The sequence below is a fragment of the Blautia sp. SF-50 genome (assembly GCF_900101315.1).
Classification (GTDB): domain Bacteria; phylum Bacillota; class Clostridia; order Lachnospirales; family Lachnospiraceae; genus Blautia_A; species Blautia_A fusiformis.
This window is the reverse complement of record NZ_FMUW01000025.1, coordinates 23,807-41,547: the sequence shown is the minus strand read 5'-3', so window position 1 is coordinate 41,547 and position 17,741 is coordinate 23,807. Positions and strand designations below refer to the sequence as shown.

At 42.5% G+C, this 17,741-nt stretch carries 16 protein-coding genes; 2 read left to right on the top strand and 14 right to left on the bottom strand.

Annotated features, from left to right (window positions below):
• Nucleotides 1-25: 25 nt before the first annotated feature.
• The 3 genes from tnpA to BLP57_RS13630 all read right to left on the bottom strand — a co-directional run bounded on the left by tnpA (nucleotide 26) and on the right by BLP57_RS13630 (nucleotide 3,040).
• Nucleotides 26-448: an IS200/IS605 family transposase gene (gene tnpA / locus BLP57_RS13640; RefSeq protein WP_059086115.1), complete on the bottom strand. Its 423-nt coding sequence runs from the start codon at nucleotides 446-448 to the stop codon at nucleotides 26-28.
• A 307-nt stretch (nucleotides 449-755) separates the two neighbouring features.
• Nucleotides 756-1,688, bottom strand: coding sequence for a serine hydrolase domain-containing protein (locus tag BLP57_RS13635; RefSeq protein ID WP_015526600.1), 933 nt, complete (start codon nucleotides 1,686-1,688; stop codon nucleotides 756-758).
• Nucleotides 1,689-1,693: 5 nt separating this feature from the next.
• Nucleotides 1,694-3,040, bottom strand: coding sequence for an APC family permease (locus tag BLP57_RS13630; protein ID WP_021653084.1), 1,347 nt, complete (start codon nucleotides 3,038-3,040; stop codon nucleotides 1,694-1,696).
• A 259-nt stretch (nucleotides 3,041-3,299) separates the two neighbouring features.
• On the opposite strand from BLP57_RS13630, the gene BLP57_RS13625 reads away from it, so the two are divergent.
• On the top strand, nucleotides 3,300-4,136 hold the full coding sequence (locus BLP57_RS13625; RefSeq protein ID WP_092072444.1) for a MurR/RpiR family transcriptional regulator: 837 nt from the start codon (nucleotides 3,300-3,302) through the stop codon (nucleotides 4,134-4,136).
• 22 nt (nucleotides 4,137-4,158) lie between these two features.
• Nucleotides 4,159-5,106, top strand: a complete 948-nt coding sequence (locus tag BLP57_RS13620; protein WP_015526597.1) for a serine hydrolase domain-containing protein — start codon at nucleotides 4,159-4,161, stop codon at nucleotides 5,104-5,106.
• A gap of 155 nt (nucleotides 5,107-5,261) precedes the next feature.
• On the opposite strand, the gene BLP57_RS13615 is transcribed toward BLP57_RS13620, so the two are convergent.
• The 11 genes from BLP57_RS13615 to BLP57_RS13565 form a co-directional block, all read right to left on the bottom strand.
• Nucleotides 5,262-6,320 (bottom strand): sulfate/molybdate ABC transporter ATP-binding protein, encoded by a 1,059-nt coding sequence (locus BLP57_RS13615; protein WP_092072438.1) that lies wholly within the window; start codon nucleotides 6,318-6,320, stop codon nucleotides 5,262-5,264.
• Entirely contained in the window at nucleotides 6,310-7,146 is an 837-nt protein-coding gene (gene cysW / locus BLP57_RS13610) for a sulfate ABC transporter permease subunit CysW (RefSeq protein WP_092072435.1), read from the bottom strand. The genes BLP57_RS13615 and cysW overlap by 11 nt, the downstream gene beginning before the upstream one ends.
• A complete protein-coding gene (gene cysT / locus BLP57_RS13605; protein WP_059086488.1) occupies nucleotides 7,146-7,985 on the bottom strand; it encodes a sulfate ABC transporter permease subunit CysT in 840 nt (279 codons plus the stop codon). Before cysT ends, cysW begins: the two co-directional genes overlap by 1 nt.
• A 59-nt stretch (nucleotides 7,986-8,044) precedes the next feature.
• A complete protein-coding gene (locus BLP57_RS13600) occupies nucleotides 8,045-9,070 on the bottom strand; it encodes a sulfate ABC transporter substrate-binding protein (protein WP_242872633.1) in 1,026 nt (341 codons plus the stop codon).
• Between the two features lie 253 nt (nucleotides 9,071-9,323).
• Complete coding sequence (locus BLP57_RS13595; protein ID WP_059086950.1) at nucleotides 9,324-10,400, bottom strand: LacI family DNA-binding transcriptional regulator; 1,077 nt, start codon at nucleotides 10,398-10,400, stop codon at nucleotides 9,324-9,326.
• Nucleotides 10,401-11,027: 627 nt separating this feature from the next.
• Nucleotides 11,028-11,834, bottom strand: a complete 807-nt coding sequence (locus tag BLP57_RS13590) for a hypothetical protein (protein ID WP_092072429.1) — start codon at nucleotides 11,832-11,834, stop codon at nucleotides 11,028-11,030.
• 2 nt (nucleotides 11,835-11,836) lie between these two features.
• On the bottom strand, nucleotides 11,837-12,379 hold the full coding sequence (locus tag BLP57_RS13585) for a helix-turn-helix domain-containing protein (protein ID WP_015526587.1): 543 nt from the start codon (nucleotides 12,377-12,379) through the stop codon (nucleotides 11,837-11,839).
• Between the two features lie 209 nt (nucleotides 12,380-12,588).
• Nucleotides 12,589-13,887 carry a leucine-rich repeat protein gene (locus tag BLP57_RS13580; protein WP_175442989.1) on the bottom strand — a complete coding sequence of 433 codons (1,299 nt, stop codon included), beginning with the start codon at nucleotides 13,885-13,887 and terminating at the stop codon, nucleotides 12,589-12,591.
• Between the two features lie 95 nt (nucleotides 13,888-13,982).
• Nucleotides 13,983-15,305, bottom strand: a complete 1,323-nt coding sequence (locus BLP57_RS13575; RefSeq protein ID WP_092072423.1) for an alpha-L-fucosidase — start codon at nucleotides 15,303-15,305, stop codon at nucleotides 13,983-13,985.
• A gap of 67 nt (nucleotides 15,306-15,372) precedes the next feature.
• On the bottom strand, nucleotides 15,373-16,839 hold the full coding sequence (locus tag BLP57_RS13570) for an alpha-L-fucosidase (protein WP_092072420.1): 1,467 nt from the start codon (nucleotides 16,837-16,839) through the stop codon (nucleotides 15,373-15,375).
• A gap of 183 nt (nucleotides 16,840-17,022) precedes the next feature.
• Nucleotides 17,023-17,736 carry a lysophospholipid acyltransferase family protein gene (locus tag BLP57_RS13565; protein WP_021651689.1) on the bottom strand — a complete coding sequence of 238 codons (714 nt, stop codon included), beginning with the start codon at nucleotides 17,734-17,736 and terminating at the stop codon, nucleotides 17,023-17,025.
• Nucleotides 17,737-17,741: the final 5 nt, after the last annotated feature.

Genomic DNA, 17,741 nt, shown 5'->3' with positions numbered 1-17,741 from the left:
ATCCTGAATTTAATTCCTTTTTGCATTATCCCATCTTATCCTTTTGTCTCTGCGATGTTTTCTGGTTTTCAATATACTGTTTTACTGTTTCCAGCGGAGCACCGCCCACCGTCGATACAAAATAGCTGTTTGTCCAGAGAGTCGGCATTTTCGTTTTAAGATAGGGAAATTCCTGTCTTAAAATTCTGGACGTATAGCCTTTAAATGACTTTACAGCTTTGTGGATGCCAAACTGAGGATCTACTTCCAAAAGCATATGAACATGGTCTGGCATGATCTCCATTTCCAGGATGTCTACAGAAAGATTTGCAGCATACTCTGTGAGCAGCTCCTTCAGCCGGACGTCCACACCATTAATTAATACTTTTCGTCTATACTTTGGACACCATACTACATGGTATTTACAGGAATAGACGACATTGTTGTTTGATTTATATGTTGTGTTCATATTTGTATTATACTATAGTTCATTAGTTAATACAATTACTATTTTGTCCATATTCCATTACTTGCATAAATTCGATGGACGCGTCTTATATCCCCATAGTTGAAGCAGGGGATTTTACGACGCATTGGATAAAATACTATATTCCAAAACGACACAAAAAAATCGCCGAACCCCAGTAAAATCAAAAGGTACAGCGATTTTTTTGTTTAGCAACTGTCAAAGACAGGAGTATAAAACGGTTTCTGACCAATGTCAAGCCAGAAAGATTTAAGCCCTCTTACACTGTCTGATTTGCCAGACAGAATTCTTATAATTCCGGAATCACTGTCGTCCATAGATGATTTCCTATTTTCTGGAAATCCCCCTCCAGTGACATCACAGTTACTACTACATCTTTATCCGGAAATGCCAGGCAGAACTGACCATAATTTCCATCGGATCGATAGGAACCGGCTTCCGGATTCATGACAAACTGATATCCATATCCAAAACCGGAATAAAGATTTCCCGGACTTCCTGCCACTGAATTATCCACCAGATTGGACGTTGCCATCTTCATGTACGACTCTGGCACCAGCTGTTTTCCATTATAATTTCCCTTGTGAAGAATCATCTGTCCATACCGGGTAAACTCATCAATATTCACATAAAGTCCATTAGCCGCATGCACATGCCCTTTCGGACACAAAGTCCAGTCTGGATTTCCAATTCCCAGCGGCTCAAAAAAGCGATTTCTCAAATATTCCAGAAGATTAACTCCCGCACGTTTTTCAATCGCGCAGCTGATCATATAAGTATTAAAATTGCTGTACAGCCATTCTGTTCCCGGTTTTTTTATCACCTTCGCATTCTCAAAAAAATATCGGATCCAGTCCGGAGTTGTGTAACGCTCCGGCCAGTCACAGAAAAACAGAGAGCTTTCCAAACCTGTAGTCATTGTCAGCATATTTTCCAGCGTTACATCCCCCAGATATCCTTCCGGATTCTCCGGTGCATACTCTGGAAAAATATCCACAATCTTCTCATCAAGTCGAATCAGCCCTTCATCAAGTGCGATTCCTGCCGCACAGGACACAACACCCTTGCAGGCAGACCAGGTGTTAAGGCGTGTCTTGACCGGCATTCTTTTATATTCTGCCGTTAACTGTCCTTCACGCCATATCTGCGCATACATAACATTGAGATTTTCTTTTAAAGTTTTGATAGCAAATTCATTGATCAGGTTCTGGTCTTTATTCATAAACATTAATCCTCCCACACACTTGTTTCCATCTTTACATCAGGACTTACACTTCTAAACCATCCGTAAGCCATGCATACTACAATGGCTATCAGACTGATGATTACTACCGGAAGTTTCAGGCTTCTGCAAGAATTGATAAAAATGCAGATATATGCAAACAGGCTCAAACAGCAGAGGAAATAATATTTTCCGTTAGAAATATGCATTGGTGATTTTTCCCATGCTTCTGCATGTTTTTTCGGAAGCTGGAAATAAGCATAAATCTGCAGAAATGCCAGTGCTGATGCCAGAAGCATAATATTATTTACAACATCACTGATAGAAAAGTCCAGTAACACAGGTAATATTCCCATAAGATAAGTAAATGTCATCAGTTTCCAGTAAGCCCCTCTTCTGTTCTGAGCTGCCCATGATTTCGGAAGCCATCCATCTTTACAGGACTGTGCAACCGGAATACAGTTATTGGAAATTGTTGAATTAATGGATGAAGACAGTGCAAGTACCGGACCACCAATCATAAATACTGTGAAAAGTGCCGGATTTAAAATATTTTTTGCAACCAGGGTAAGCGGCTGTCCGGCTACCTGATCCAGAGGAAGCACACCACTTGCTACAATTGCAACACCGCCATATACAACCATCAGTGTCGGAATACAGTACAGAAGTGCCTTTGGAATATCTTTATGTGCTTCTTTTGCCTGTTTACCATAATTCATAATGCAGGAATATCCGTTTGTTGAATATACATACAGCATGATTGCGGAAAAGAATCCGGATGGACCATTGGAGAAAAAGTCTGGTGCTGTAAACTCAAACACCGGATTTTTCAGCTGGAGGCATCCCAGAACAATAAACAGACCAAGTGCAACAAACAGCAGGATAACCAGAATTTTCTGTACCTTCGCCATTACATCCACACCACACAGATTGATGGCAAAGAACACACTCAGGGCTGCAATTCCAAACCATTTCGCATTAATCTGCGGCCACAGGGAATTTGCATACATACCAATTGCCACACCATAAGTCGCCAGATTGATCGTCTGTGGCAAAAATCCTACTGCATACATACCGGCAACTCGTTTGCCGGCCATATCTCCTACCAGAGAATAAAATCCTCCTCCAAGTTTCAGTGTAGATGTGATCCATGGAATTGGTGCAATCATCATAAATCCCCAGATACATGCAGCTACATATGCCAACCATGCTGACTGACCAGTCAAAAGAATTGCCGGTCCGATCAGTGTCAGAACACCCGATCCAATCGCCTGTCCTACACCGATTGTATAAAGATCACTTCGTTTCAGGTAACCTGTTTTTTCTTTTATTTCCTTTACTGTTGACGACATAAAAGCCCCCCTTTTTTATTGACTTTAATATTAATAGTGTAATTAATTCTTTTTCTGACGTCATGTGAATTATTTAATGCTATATTAGCATCTAGGTTTCAAGATTTCTATTGACAATATTATTAAAAATACACACTTTAATTTGTGCATTATTTACATCTTTTTTATATTAAGAAGAATTTTTTACTCCATTATATTGTGATCAAACTTTACACCTGTTATAATTTATTATACTAATCGTACAATACAGGAGGTTTTCATGAAAATAGAACAGTTGATCCGTGAAAAAGTATCTTTCCTTTCTGCCGGTCAGAAGAAAGTCGCCGAATATATATTACAACACCTTGATTCATTCAGTTATTCCACCCTTGCGAAACTCAGCAAGGAAATTTCCGTAAGCGAAACCACTATCATACGCCTTGCCTATTCCCTGGGATTTGAAAGTTTTTCTGAAATGCAGCGTACTGTACAGAATGATATTCTTTCCGTTCCTACGGTTATAACAGACGATTCACGTCTGGATAGCGGAAATTTTTATCAAAACATCATTGCCAATGAACTCCATTCCATGGAAAGCTGGGCATCTCATCTGAATCAGGAAGATATGGATCAGATTGTTACCCATCTGAGCAATGCCAAAAAACGCCTCATTGTTGGTGCACGCTCTTCCTACAGTGCCGCTCTCTGGATGGGAACTCTGTTGAATCAGCTTCTTGGAAATACCAAGGTGGTTCACGAATTTTACGATTCCAATTTCGAATATCTCACAGAAGCATCCGAGGATACAGTTGTTCTTCTGATCTCTTTTGCCCGCTATACCAAATGGTCTCTGAAATATGCACAGATTGCCAAAAATCATGGTGCAAAGATACTCGCCATCACAGACAGCATTTCATCACCGGCATGGGCGCTGGCAGACCACGCTATCATTACAGAGATCAATCTCAATGAAATGGGATTTAACTCCTTCTCATGCCTCTATTGTCTGTTTGACAGTATTGTTGCAAAAATCCGCAAAACCAGGTGCAAATCCATCAGTACACGACTTCATGACCTGGAAGAACTTTATTCAGACTTTGATCTTTTTTACGAATAATAATTTCAGGGGGGGGATTATCATGCAGGAAATTTTAGATATTTTTCTTGAGAAATCAAAGCAACATCATTCCAATATCATCTACGCACAGATATATAAAAATGATCTTCTAAAAGAAGAATTCAGACTTTTTCCGGTCAAAACCCGTTTAAATATATGGTCTATCAGCAAGCCTTTTGTTGCAATGGCCGCAGGTATCGCAGAACGTGAAGGACTGATCACTCTTGATGAATACATTTATCCCTGGTTTGAAAAATATTTCCCTTCCGACCCTTCTGAAAATCTGTACAAGATAAAGATCCGTGATCTTCTTACCATGTCATCCGGTCAGAAAGATCCGCTCTTTTTCTGCGATGGACCAGAGCGATACAGAGAAAAGGACTGGGTGAGATATTTCTTTCAGAATGATTCTTTTCCCTATACACCCGGTACTCATTTTGTGTACAGCAATTTTTGTTCCTATATTTTATCTGTTCTTCTGGAAGAGAAATCCGGAACGGGTCTGCTGAATTATCTGCGATATCGTTTCTTTGAACCGGTTGGCATTCCGAATCCGGACTGGACCCTCTGCCCTCAGGGACATTGTATGGCAGCTAACGGACTGTATCTGACGATTGATGAATTGGCTCGTTTTGGACATCTGCTTCTGCATGAGGGTTCCCTGAACGGAAAACAGATCGTCCCAAAAAAATTCGTGATTGATGCCTGTCAGAAACATATCGATTCTTACAATCCACTGACGGAGCATCCGGATTACCAGAGCTATGGTTATGGATATTTCATATATATGGGACCTATGGAAGATACCCTGATCCTGTCCGGCAATTACGGCCAATACTGCGTCGTTGATAAAAAACGTCAGATGGTATCCTGTGTCATGTCCCTGGATGGCAATGACCACAAAAAAATCCGTGATGACCTGGTGGATTCTCTTGCAGAATATTACGGTGTGAAAATTTCACATATATAAAAAAATGCCACTCCGCGGCCATATCATATGATATTCGCAATCCGCTAACGCTACTTGCTCATAAAAAAATGCCGCTTCCGCGGCCATATCATATGATATTCGCAATCCGCTAACGCTACTTGCTCATAAAAAAATGCCGCTCCCGCGGCATTTTTTTATATCACTAACCAATCCTCAACCATAGCTGTATTATGTAGCAGTACTGCCTCATTTCCCTTCGTTACAAAAATCCTCTGCACAAACACATCCACAACTTCGCCTTCCCGGACGGGTTCTTCGTCAAGGCTTCTTCTGGCGCTGAGTGTGGTGTTTCCTACACGGACTTTCAGTTCCAGGCTGCTGCCGCGGAATGCGACTCGTTCTACGACGCCCTCTGTTGCGGAGCTTTTATATTTCTGTTCCTCGTTCTTCTTAGTCACTTTTACAAACTCCGGACGGACAATGGCTTTTTCGCCTCCTGGAACTTCCTCGAAGTGATTGAACACCTGGTAATCATCGATCACAGAAGTCTGCCCGAAAAATCCCGCCGTAAACGCAGTATCCGGATTCTGATAAACCTCCAGTGGGGTTCCCTTCTGCTCGATCCGTCCACGGTTGGTAATAATAATTTCATCCGCCACCTCGATAGCCTCATCCTGGTCATGGGTAACAAAAATACTGGTGATCCCCAGCTTCTCGATCATGTCCTTCAGCCAGCTTCGAAGCTCCGTACGGATCTTTGCATCGATCGCCGCAAAAGGCTCATCCAGAAGGAGAAGCTGCGGATTCGGAGCCAGAGCCCGGGCAAAAGCAACTCGCTGTCTCTGACCACCGGACAGCTGACTCGGATATCTTTTCTCCAGGCCCTTCAGCCCGATCAGCTCTACCAGTTCCATAACCCTCTGCTTAATATACTTCTTGTCCGCCTTCTGTACCTTCAGGCCAAATGCAATATTATCATACACCGTCATATACCGGAAAAGAGCATAATTCTGGAACACAAATCCAATGCCTCGCTCGCTGGCAGGCACATCATTGACCACTCTTCCGTCGATGATGATCTCACCGCTGTCCGGCTGCTCCAGACCGGCGATCATACGGAGAATCGTAGTTTTTCCGCTTCCGCTGGGTCCTAAGAGACCGATCAGCTTTCCCTTTTCGATACCAAAGCTTACGTTGTCAGATGCCTTGTAATCCCCATATGTTTTATTGATATTTTTTAACTCAACGTACATCGCCTTTTTCCCCCTTTCCTTTATGCTCCAGAACATTTCTTGCGATCAGAAGGATCACCGCCAGGATCACCAGGATCGAAGAAACCGCAAATGCCGGAACATACTGGAATTCATTATAAAGAATTTCCACATGAAGCGGAAGTGTATTTGTTTTTCCACGGAGATGTCCGGACAGTACGGACACAGCTCCAAACTCTCCCATGGCTCTGGCTGTACACAGCACAACACCATAGAGAAATGCCCACTTGATATGCGGAAATGTCACCTTGGTAAAAATCGTCCAGCCTTTTGCTCCCATCAGTGCTGCCGCCTCTTCCTCATCGGACCCTATGGATTCCAGAACCGGTATGATCTCTCTGGACACAAATGGAAATGTGACAAAGATCGTTGCCAGGACAATTCCAGGAACTGCAAACACGATCTGTATCCCTGCACTTTCAAGAACAGAATAAAGAGGACTCTGCTTTCCAAAAACCAGGATATAGATAAGACCTGCGATAACCGGTGATACTGTAACCGGAACATCGATCAAAGTGGTAAGGAGCTTTTTTCCCCGAAAATGAAATCTGGTCATTGCCCATGCCGCACACAGACCAAAGATCGTGTTGCATACAACAGCCGCAACCGTCGCCCCAATGGTCAGCTCCAGCGCTTTCAGCGTGTACTCATCTGTCACCGCCTGCACATAGCACTGCCAGCCCTTGCTCAGCGCCTGGGTTACAACAACCACCAGAGGCAGTACCAGCATCACAAAAAGAAAGATCACGGAAATCCCGATAAGGATCCATTTCACCGGCCCGGAAGCCTGCTTCTTTTTTTCATCCATTATGCATCCCTCCCTCTGATACGTTTCGTATTTCTTGCCTGCACCAGATTCACACCAAACAGGATCAGAAATGATACTGCCAGTGTAACCAGTGCGATAGCTGTTGCGCTTTCATAGTCAAACTCCTGAAGCTTTGACATGATGATCAGCGGCGTGATCTCTGTATAATAAGGCTTGTTTCCTGCGATAAAAACAACACTTCCGTATTCTCCCAGGCAGCGTCCGAAGGCAAGTCCCGCCCCGGAAAGCATTGCCGGCAGAAGCTCCGGAAGAATAACCCTGCGAAAAACGGTGAATGGCTTTGCACCCATGACACGAGCCGCCTCCTCATAAGAACCGTCCAGCTTCTCCAGAACCGGCTGAATGGCCCTGACTACAAAAGGGATTCCCACAAAGATCAATGCCACCGTGATACCGATCCTGGTATATGCGATCTTAATACCGAAATTTGCAAAAAAGCTTCCCACCAGACCTTTATCGGATGTCAGGGATGTCAGTGAGATACCGGCAACTGCAGTCGGCAGTGCGAAAGGCAGCTCGATCATTCCATCCATGATCCTTTTTCCCGGAAAATCATATCTTACCAGCACCCACGCAAGAACCAGTCCCATAATAGCATTGATCACTGTGGCCGCAAATGCAGTAATAAAGCTTACATAGAATCCGGACAAAACCCTCGGCCGTGTGATCACCTCAATAAATTCCCGAAAACCCAGCCGCGCCGAGTATACTGCCAAAGACGCAAGAGGGATCAGAACTACGATACTCAGCATCGCCAAAGTCACTCCCATTGTCAGTCCAAAGCCTGGTATCACACGTTTACTCTGTTGTTTCTTCATTTCTGTCTCCCCGCTTTTCTATTCTAAGTTTCTGATCTGTTACAAAATCTCAGGCTCTTTTACTCTTCATAGATCTCATCAAACACTCCGCCGTCTGCGAAATGCTTTTTCTGAACTGCATCCCAGCCGCCGAAATCTTTGATCGTTGTCAGCTTCACCTTCAGGTTAAAAGTATCTGCATGCTTTTTCAGGATCGTCTGATCAACCGGCCTATAGTAATTCTCCGCGATCAGCTCCTGAGCTTCATCGGAATACAGATATTTCAGATATGCTTTCGCAGCTTCTGCATTATCATGCTTTTTCACATTTTCATCTACAACAGCAACGGATGGCTGTGCCAGGATACTGATGCCCGGCGTTACGATCTCGTAATCATCCGGATTATCCCTTACAGAAAGAAACGCTTCATTTTCCCAGGCGATCAGCACATCACCCTGCCCGTTTTCCACGAAAGAGGTTGTGGCACCTCTTGCACCGGAATCCAGAACCAGGACATTTTTGTAAAGCTTCTTGATAAAGGCTTTCATCTCTGTCTCGTTGCCGTTATATTTCTCATTGGCATAAGCCCAGGCTGCCATGTAATTCCAGCGGGCACCACCGGAGGTTTTCGGATTGGGAGTGATCACCCCCACACCATCCTTTGTCAGATCATCCCAGTCATGGATATTTTTCGGATTTCCCTTCCGAACAAGAAATACAATGGTGGAAGTATAAGGAGCACTGTCATCCGGATATTCATCGATCCAGCCCTTGTCGATCAGACCGGCATTTCGGATCGCATCGATATCATATTCCAGTGCAAGTGTCGCCACATCCGCAGGAAGTCCATTGGAAATCTCAAGAGCCTGCTTTCCGGAACCGCCATGAGACTGGATCACATCCACACTCTGACCTGTTTCCTCTTTCCAATATTTTGAAAAAATCTTATTATATGCTTCATAAAATTCTCTGGTCGGATCATAGGACACATTGATGATCTCCACATGATTTTTATCCTTTGTATTGTTTCCCGATACTGCAAAAGTTCCTGCCAGTACCACTGCTGCCAGTGTGATACAGACACCTGCAATGCGTTTTCTTTTCATGATCTGTGTACTCCTTTACAACCACATTTTTATTTAGAAATCTTTTTCCCAACAATGTAACTGCTTCATTTCGCTGTCAAATCATACCTGTTCTTTCCGTTTACTGTGGTTCTGTAATTTTTTTTGAATTGAATACATTAAACCATATTATTCCCATTAATTAAATAGGAATATATGAAAACGTTTTCACGAAATACTCTGGTCATAGCGCAACCGCATCCTGTCTGTCACTATATCTGCGCATCCGCAATCCTCAGATACAATAATCGCTCCACATACTGTCCTCCACACTGCTGCAGCTGTTCCGTATCATCAGTCTGCCTTCCAGCTCCATTCGCACAATACCGGAATGCCCGCCCTTCAGCCGGTCCAGCAGCAGGTATAATGCAAATTTTCCCATATCCTCCTTGGGCAGGCTCACCGTTGTCAGCATCGGTCTGGTAAACTGTGCCTCCTGTATATCATCGCTGGATATGATCGAAGGCATATAATACCGGTTCCGAAATTTATTCAGGCACTTCAGCATTCCGATTGCCGAAATATCATTGGCACAGTAGATTCCGGTTGGCATGTCGTCCGACTGAAAGAACTTTTCCATGGCCTCGTAGCCCTCGGCCTCAGTCTGCTTTGTTTCGATAACATACTCCGGTATCACATCCAGATCATGCTTCTTCAGTGTTTCCAGATACCCGTTATACCGGTCCTCGCTGTGACACTGGCCAATATAACCGATATTTTTGTGCCCCAGGGAGATCAGATATTCCACTGCCGCTGCTGCGATCTTTTTCCCATCACAAAGGACCTCATCCACTTCATAATTGGTAGAATTCCGGTTCACCGATACCACACTCTTATACTTCTTATTCAGCTTCTTCAAAGCCTCTTTATTACATCTGCCGATGATGATCAGTCCATCCCTTTTCCCTTCCACCTCGTCATACATTCCGTCGATCAGCCGGTCCAGATTCTCTCTTCGGCACTTCCGGTCATCGGAAAACACAGACATATACCATACTTTGGAAAGAATGCAGTTTTTATCATGGATCTCACTTTCGATCACCCGAAGGAGCTCCGCAAAAAACGGATCCGTTGTGGAAGAATCGGTTCTTGTCATCAGGATATTAATGTACCAGGTTTTCTCCTGCTTTGCGGAAACGCCTTTTTTCAGATTCCGGGCCGCCTCGTTGGGCACATAATTCATCTCGATAGCTGTTTTCCATATCTTGTCCCTGAGTCCGGAAACAGAACATTTATAATTGGGATTATTCAAAACTCTGGAAACCGTCGCCGGTGAAACCCCTGCCTTTTCTGCGATCTTCTTGATGGACATGTACCCGTCCCCTCCTTCTGAAAAAAGTCTGCCCGCTGCCAGTCCTGTACGCTGCTCAACGTCATCTGTGTAACAGAACTTTTTATCATTTCTTATTTCATAGTAATTAAATATGTTTTATATGATAATGAGAGTTTTAAAAAAAGTCAATCTTATTTTGTGAAAACGTGTTCTTTTTTTTTGCCTGCAATATATAAAAACAGACTGAGAACCTGATATATATTCTTATCAAGCTCCAGTCTGTTTTGCGTGCTCAAACATATAAGATATAACTATGAGTAAATAACAAATGCTGATTACTAATATCCTTTGAATTATTTAACCGTTACCTTACAGGTCAGTTTTTTAGAACCACTCTGAACGGTAATGGTTGCAGTTCCTTTTTTGATGCCTTTTACAACACCTTTGGATGTGACCGTTCCCCCATTTTCCAATTCACATTTATACTAAAATTATAAATTTCCCATCACATTTAATCAAACTTTGTTTAGAATATTTTTGTCATATTTTGTCTGTTTACAGACATTTTTTAACATTTTTTCTACTATAAAAAACCGACAGCTGCACATGTGAAACCTTTTGTACCTGCTTTATTACCAAAATACCAAAAATACGACGTGCAGTTGTTCAAAATAAATATCTGTACTTTCTTCTCCTGCTCATAATAATCTCAAATACTCTTTCTTTATATTCCTGCGGATAATAACTTTCCATATCCAATATTTCTTTTACGTCTTTTTTAGTAAATTCCAGACTTATCTGCTGACCATACAATTCTTCCGCAATCTCGATTTGCTCATCAAAATCTTCACACAGAGTTTTTGATCGTACCTCCTCTATCAGATTATTTATGTTTTCTTCCATCGGATAATCCATCTGTATATCTGATAGCAGTCCTGCACCATTATCAAATATTGGACATAAATGATATTTTTCTTCTGCGTCCATTAAGACTCCAATATTATGCATATGCCGATCTTCATTCATAAAAAATGTATCAATTGCCAGGATCTTACTCATATACTTTCCAAAATCGCTAATTCCCGTAATGCGTTCCGTCTGATCTACTATAAATTCCAGTCTTTCCGAATGTTCTGGAATCGTGAATAATTTTTTATAAAGACTTTCATTATAAAATCCATAAAAAAGTCTTTCTAATGTAATAAGCTGCCATCCCTCAGGCAAAAAATTTTCACTTTTACATCCCAGATATTTTCTTCTCTTATAACTAATCTCTTCTGTTTTATATAAAACATACTCTTCCTGTTTCAGTGAAGATTTTTCCAACAAACGTGAAACAACATATTCCACCAATCCCTCATATCCCATATAATCAGCTTTATACCATACATTGTTCCTGCACCATTTCAATTGGTTTCCTTTTGACGATTGTCTGTCATTTGTTTTGATATCCTGTTCAAAAAGCTGTACCATCTTTACCTCTCAATCCTGATCCAGAAATCATCCTCTGCCATTCTTCCTTCGGTCTTTTCTATGATCATAAACGGATCATAAAATGGCAGATTCAAATCTTCTAATACCAATTTTATTTTGTCTCGTTGTCTCGGGAAACAACGAGATTCCAGAAATTCCTCGTATTCTTCAAAGGTTGGTTTTTCATTTCGGCCAAATGCTTTTTTAATAAAATTGTTTGTATAATTATATATTTTTACTTTTCTGCCTCTCTCATCCACATCAATAATCGTACATATTTCACTCTTAAACATGTACCATAAGCGTATCGGATATTCTTTTTCCGGCACGCGGAGGTTTTCCTCAATCTGAGGATACTCGTTTAAAATATGAACTAATGTCGTAACCGGTCCTGTAATATCCCGATTTTCACTTTCCCATCTTTCTATTGTTTTCTGAGATACATTTACTAACTTTGCAAAATCTTTTTGTGTAAGCTTCAATTTCTTCCTTAAAATTCGTATATCTTCTGCCCGTATCGAATGTTTCACAGCATATCCTGTCATTTTAGATTCCCCCTTTTTTATTAATATACCCTTATTTTAAGGGTATAACAAGCTATTTTATTCCTTATTTTAAGGGTTTTCTATATTTATAAAAAACCCGGCAGCTGCACATGTGAAAACTCTCCATGTTTCATCTGCCGGGCTTCTGTTTTTATTTTCTTTTGTATTCTTTCACTGTTATGGCGATTTTACGTACGCCTGCTTCATCGTTACTTCACCGTTATCTTACAGTTCAGTTTTTTCGCTCCGCTCTGCACGGTGATCACGGCCGCCCCTTTTCGGATTCCCTTTACAACACCTTTGGAATTTACCGTAGCGATCCTGCGATTCGAGGAACGGAAAAGAATCTTTTCGTCGCTGTAATACGGCACGGTCACTGCCTGGATCGTATATGTTTTTCCACGAAGTATGGTTTTTGTTTTGGGCACGCCGGTCATCTTTGCGGTCCTTACTGCGGCAGTATTGTTCAAAAAACGGAATCCATTTTTCTTTGCGTAAGTCTGAGCAGTAGAACTCTTTTTTCCGGCAATGACAAAAGTTTTATTTTTTCCACTATTGAAATTATAGCCGATCGCTTCTTTTTCTATCACTGTTTTACTGTTGAGGATCGTAATCTTTTTCATAGCCAGACAATCATAAAAAGCATGGCTTCTGATCTTTTTCACACTGGCAGGTACTGTAATATTCCCCAGTTTTCGACAATTATTAAATGCACCGTTCCCGATCTCTGTAAGCTTCTTCGGCAACGACACCTTTCTGAGATCTGCACAAAAAGAAAACGCACCTTCACCAATAACCGTGACACTGTCCGGAAAACTTACTCCTGTCAAACCGCAATGCCGAAAGGCCGCTCTTTCTATCCTGGAAACGCCCTGTCCAAGCGTAACCTTTTTCAGCTTCATATCCGCCTCAAATAACGATTCCGGTAATATTTTCACACTTCCCGGAATGCTGACAGATTCCAGACTGTTACAGTAACTGAAAGCATATTCATCAATTTTTGTTACAGTTTTCGGTACATCCAGGCTCGTAAGCTTACTCTGGTAAAAAGCATATGCACCAATGCTTTTCAGTCCATCAGGAAGCTTGATCCTGGTGATCGCAGTATCTCCAAATGCTCTTACCCCAATACTCCGCAGAGTTCCCGGCAACGAAATCCTCTTCATATTTCTGCAGCCTGAAAAGGTTCTGTCACCGATTCCCGTGATCCCAGATGCAACGGTTACTGTTTTTATCATTGCTGATCTGTATGAAAAATTATCGGTAACCTTAACCTCCCCTTTTCCCTGTATCTGCAGGTTTCCATTGGAGTACAACCGGTAAACAGCTTTGCTTCCGCAGGAACCCTTCGCAACAAGCTTTGCAGTGCTCTGCACGCCTGCTGCCGATGCTTCCTGTGCATATTCAGCCGCATAACCGGTCTGTGCATGTACAGCCACAGAAGATACACAGGACCCTGTCAGGATCATTGCCGTTGATAACAGTATTGCGATTTTTTTCCCAAACATAAAAGCTCCCTCCCTGAGAATCGATCGGATATCCACGATCTTCTCCCATGCAGCAACAAAAGGACCGGCATACATCCAGTCCTCATGTTCATCATTTAGAATCTGTTGGTTAACCCAACCACATACATATCCTCTTTATATTCCGGGATTTTCACAAGAAGTCCCTCTGCAGTATCTTCAGTTTCTACCTTCACTGCCGGATCAAATGGTCTCAGCGCTCCGTGGTATCCTTTGATCAGGAACTCATTTGCGCCTTCCTTCAGATGATCTGCAAACACATTCAGATTTCCGTCTTTCTGTGTATAATGAAGCTCGATTCCATTCTCAAGCAGCTCAGATTCGCGGTCACTGCAACGTGTTCCGTAAATACCATCATGGTTGACCTTCAGCCATGCACCCAGGATCTTCAGTCTTCTTACCTGCTCCTCCGGGATAGTTCCGTCTGCCTTCGGGCCGATGTTCAGGAGAAGATTTCCGTTATTTGCCACTGTTCCGACAAGAAGTGAGATCAGATCCGGAACGGAGATCAGCTTGTCATCACCTTCATTGGCATTATAACCGAAGGATAAGCCCATTCCACGGCACATCTCCCATTTCTCATTTCTGTTTACAGAACCGGATTTATATTCCTTAGTAAGGAAATCGTGATAACGTCCGTTGAAACGGTCATTTACCACACCCTCCGGAACCTTATTGTAATAATGTGCTAAGAAATACGGCATCATCTCTTCACTCTGTGTCGGCCATCCGATATCATTCCAGAACACACTCGGTGCATAATCATCTACAAGCTCTGTCATCTGATTATAGGAATAATCTGCATATGCAAATGTTGGGCTGGCTGTTCCAAACAGATCATCATCTTCAAAAATAGGATCGTTTGCATACTGCCAGTCGATCAGTCCGGAATAATACAGGCCCATGCGGATTCCTGCGTCACGGACAGCTTCTGTCAGCTCACCGGTGATATTTCTCTTCGGTCCCATTTCTACGGAATTGAAATGTGTATATTTACTTGGGAACAGGCAGAATCCGTCATGATGCTTGGTTGTCAGAACAACATACTCCGCACCTGCTTCTTTAAAAATCTCTGCCCACTGCTTCGGATCCCAGTTTTCAGCTTTCCACATAGGAATAAAATCTTCGTATTTGAAATCTTTTCCGTATTTTTCTATATGATGCTTATATGTAGGGCCTTTTCCAATGTTCAGAGAGTTGTAATACCATTCTGCATACGGATTATCCGCAAACCATTCTTTGGAATCAACCTCTCCCAGCTCCCATGTATGCGGTGCAAACGCCGGCACGGAATAAATTCCCCAGTGGATAAAAATTCCAAATTTACAATCCTCATACCATTTTGGAACTGTGTGTGCATTTACAGAGTTCCAGTTTCCTGTGAATCTTACATCTCCCATAATTAAAATACCTTATCCTTTCTGTCCTTTCAAAAAGACATTATAATTTACTCGCTTCCCCCAACAGCTATTCTACTGTGATCTTCAATACCACCGGCATATCTCCCGCCTCAATAACCCCTCTTCCGCAGGAAATATCCAGTTCTTTATTTCTCGCAAATGCCGGATGCAGATCTGTTCCGAGGATCTCAATATCTCGGATCGTGGATTTCAAAAGCTTCATATCATTGCCAAGAGCTTTGATATGGATCTCTCCATCCTCCGGCCAGTGCAGAACAGTCGCATAAATATGATTGCTCTTACTTGTAAAACGGATATCCTCAGAAGTAAAGTGCTTATCATAGGTATCCGTGAAATGTCCCTCCGGAACTACCGTCGGTCCCTCTCCGAATATCTTCCAGTATCTGGTTCCGTATATTGCCTCTCCATTTACCTTCAGCCATTTTCCCATTTCTCTCAGGATATATGCATCCTCTTCCGGAATTGTTCCATCCGGCTTCGGTCCGATATTAAGAAGAAGTGCACCATTTTTACTGACTACATCGATCAGATCCAGCACTACATCGGAAGGCTTCTTATAATCATTTCCAATGGTATAGCCCCAGGAGTTCTTAGCTACAGACGTATCATTCTGCCACAGATCCGGCGTGATATGGTCTAACTGACCTCTTTCCAGATCATTGACTGCGCTGCCGTAAACATATGCGTCAAATTTGGCATCAATAGCTGTTTCTTTTCCCCACTGTGCAGAACGGTTGTAATAATATGCTGCAAATTTACGAAGATACGGTTTCCATGCATACTGCTGGATCCACCAGTCAAAATACACAATGGATGGCTGATATTTATCCACGATCTCGCAGGTGCGGACAAGCCAGTCCTGCATATGCTCCTCTGTCGGAGGATTGTCATAAATATCACTCATATCTCTGGTGATTCCTGCTGCCGGCCCATAAAGATCCGCATATTCCGGATCATTGACATCAGCCTCCGGGATCTGACGACCTCCGTTAAAGAACCAGTAATGCTCTGCTCTGTGAGAAGAAGCACCGAGAACCATTCCCTCTTTCTCAACCTCTGTCTTCAGCTCTCCGAGAATATCTCTTTTCGGTCCCATCTCAGCAGCGTTCCAGCGACAAAGGTCACTGGCATACATCTGAAATCCATCGTGATGCTCCGCTACCGGAACTACGAATTTCGCCCCCGCCTCTTTAAATAAGGCCGCCCATTCCTTCGGATCAAACTTCTCAGCCTTAAACTGAGGAATAAAATCCTTGTAGCCGAATTTATCCAGAGTTCCGTATTTCTCTGTATGATGCAGGTTCTCCTTAGAGCCTTTCACATACATATTTCTGGGATACCATTCGTTTCCAAAAGCCGGAACACTGTAAACACCCCAGTGGATAAAAATTCCGAATTTATCTCTTGCATACCACTTCGGCGTAGGATGCTCACAGAGAGAATCCCAGGTATCCGTGTATGGTCCCTGTGCGATCACCTCATCGATCAGAGAAAGGTATTCTTCTTTTTTCATCTGTTCGTCCTCTTTACATCTTTTATTTATATTGTATGGATGCCTCTATGTTATCATCAAACCTTTTGGTTGTATATGCTCAACAATTCACAAATAAAACGTTTCGTTTTTATACAAAACATACAACAAAAAAAAAGACCTTGATGATGTTTTTGTTCCAACTTCATCAAAGTCTTTTCTTTTTTACATAATATTCTCTTCGATCACCTTTTCGATCCGTCTCTTCACTTCTTCTGCGAGCTCTGTGGTATGCATATCTTTGTATTCCTCATAATACATCGGAGGAAGGATATGCACCTGTACGGTGATCCTCTCTGTAGAACCGGTATCAAAAGCCTTAAAGGAATCGATCAGTGCAACCGGAACGATCGGGCATTTCGTCTTGGTGGCAGTCTTGAAGCTGCCGCCCTTGAACGGCCCCGGATGATTTCCGTTTTTACTTCTGGTTCCCTCCGGAAAGATCAGATAATTACGACCAGCCTTCACTTCCCGTATTACATTGACAATGACCTGCATGGACTGCTTCAGGTCTTCCCTGTCAATGATAAAGGCCTTCATACAGGCAAAAACCTGCTTCAGAAAAGGAATCTCTCCAACTTCCTTCTTGGCAACTACCGAAAAAGGAACCGGGCATGCCCGGATGATCGCCAGCACATCAAACAGTCCCTGGTGATTCGGAAAAAACATAAATCCCTTTTCTTTTGGGATATTTTCAGCTCCATGCACATCAATATGGATATTTCCGCCTTCAATGGCATGCTCATCTACCAGTCTCAGGAATGCGTATTTCTTCTCTTCCGGATAATCATCTGTATGCGCTGCATACCAGCAAAGCTTGATCCACCAGTAAGGAACAAAGACTATATTTCTGAGCACCATCAGCAAAATCCGCTTCATTCTTA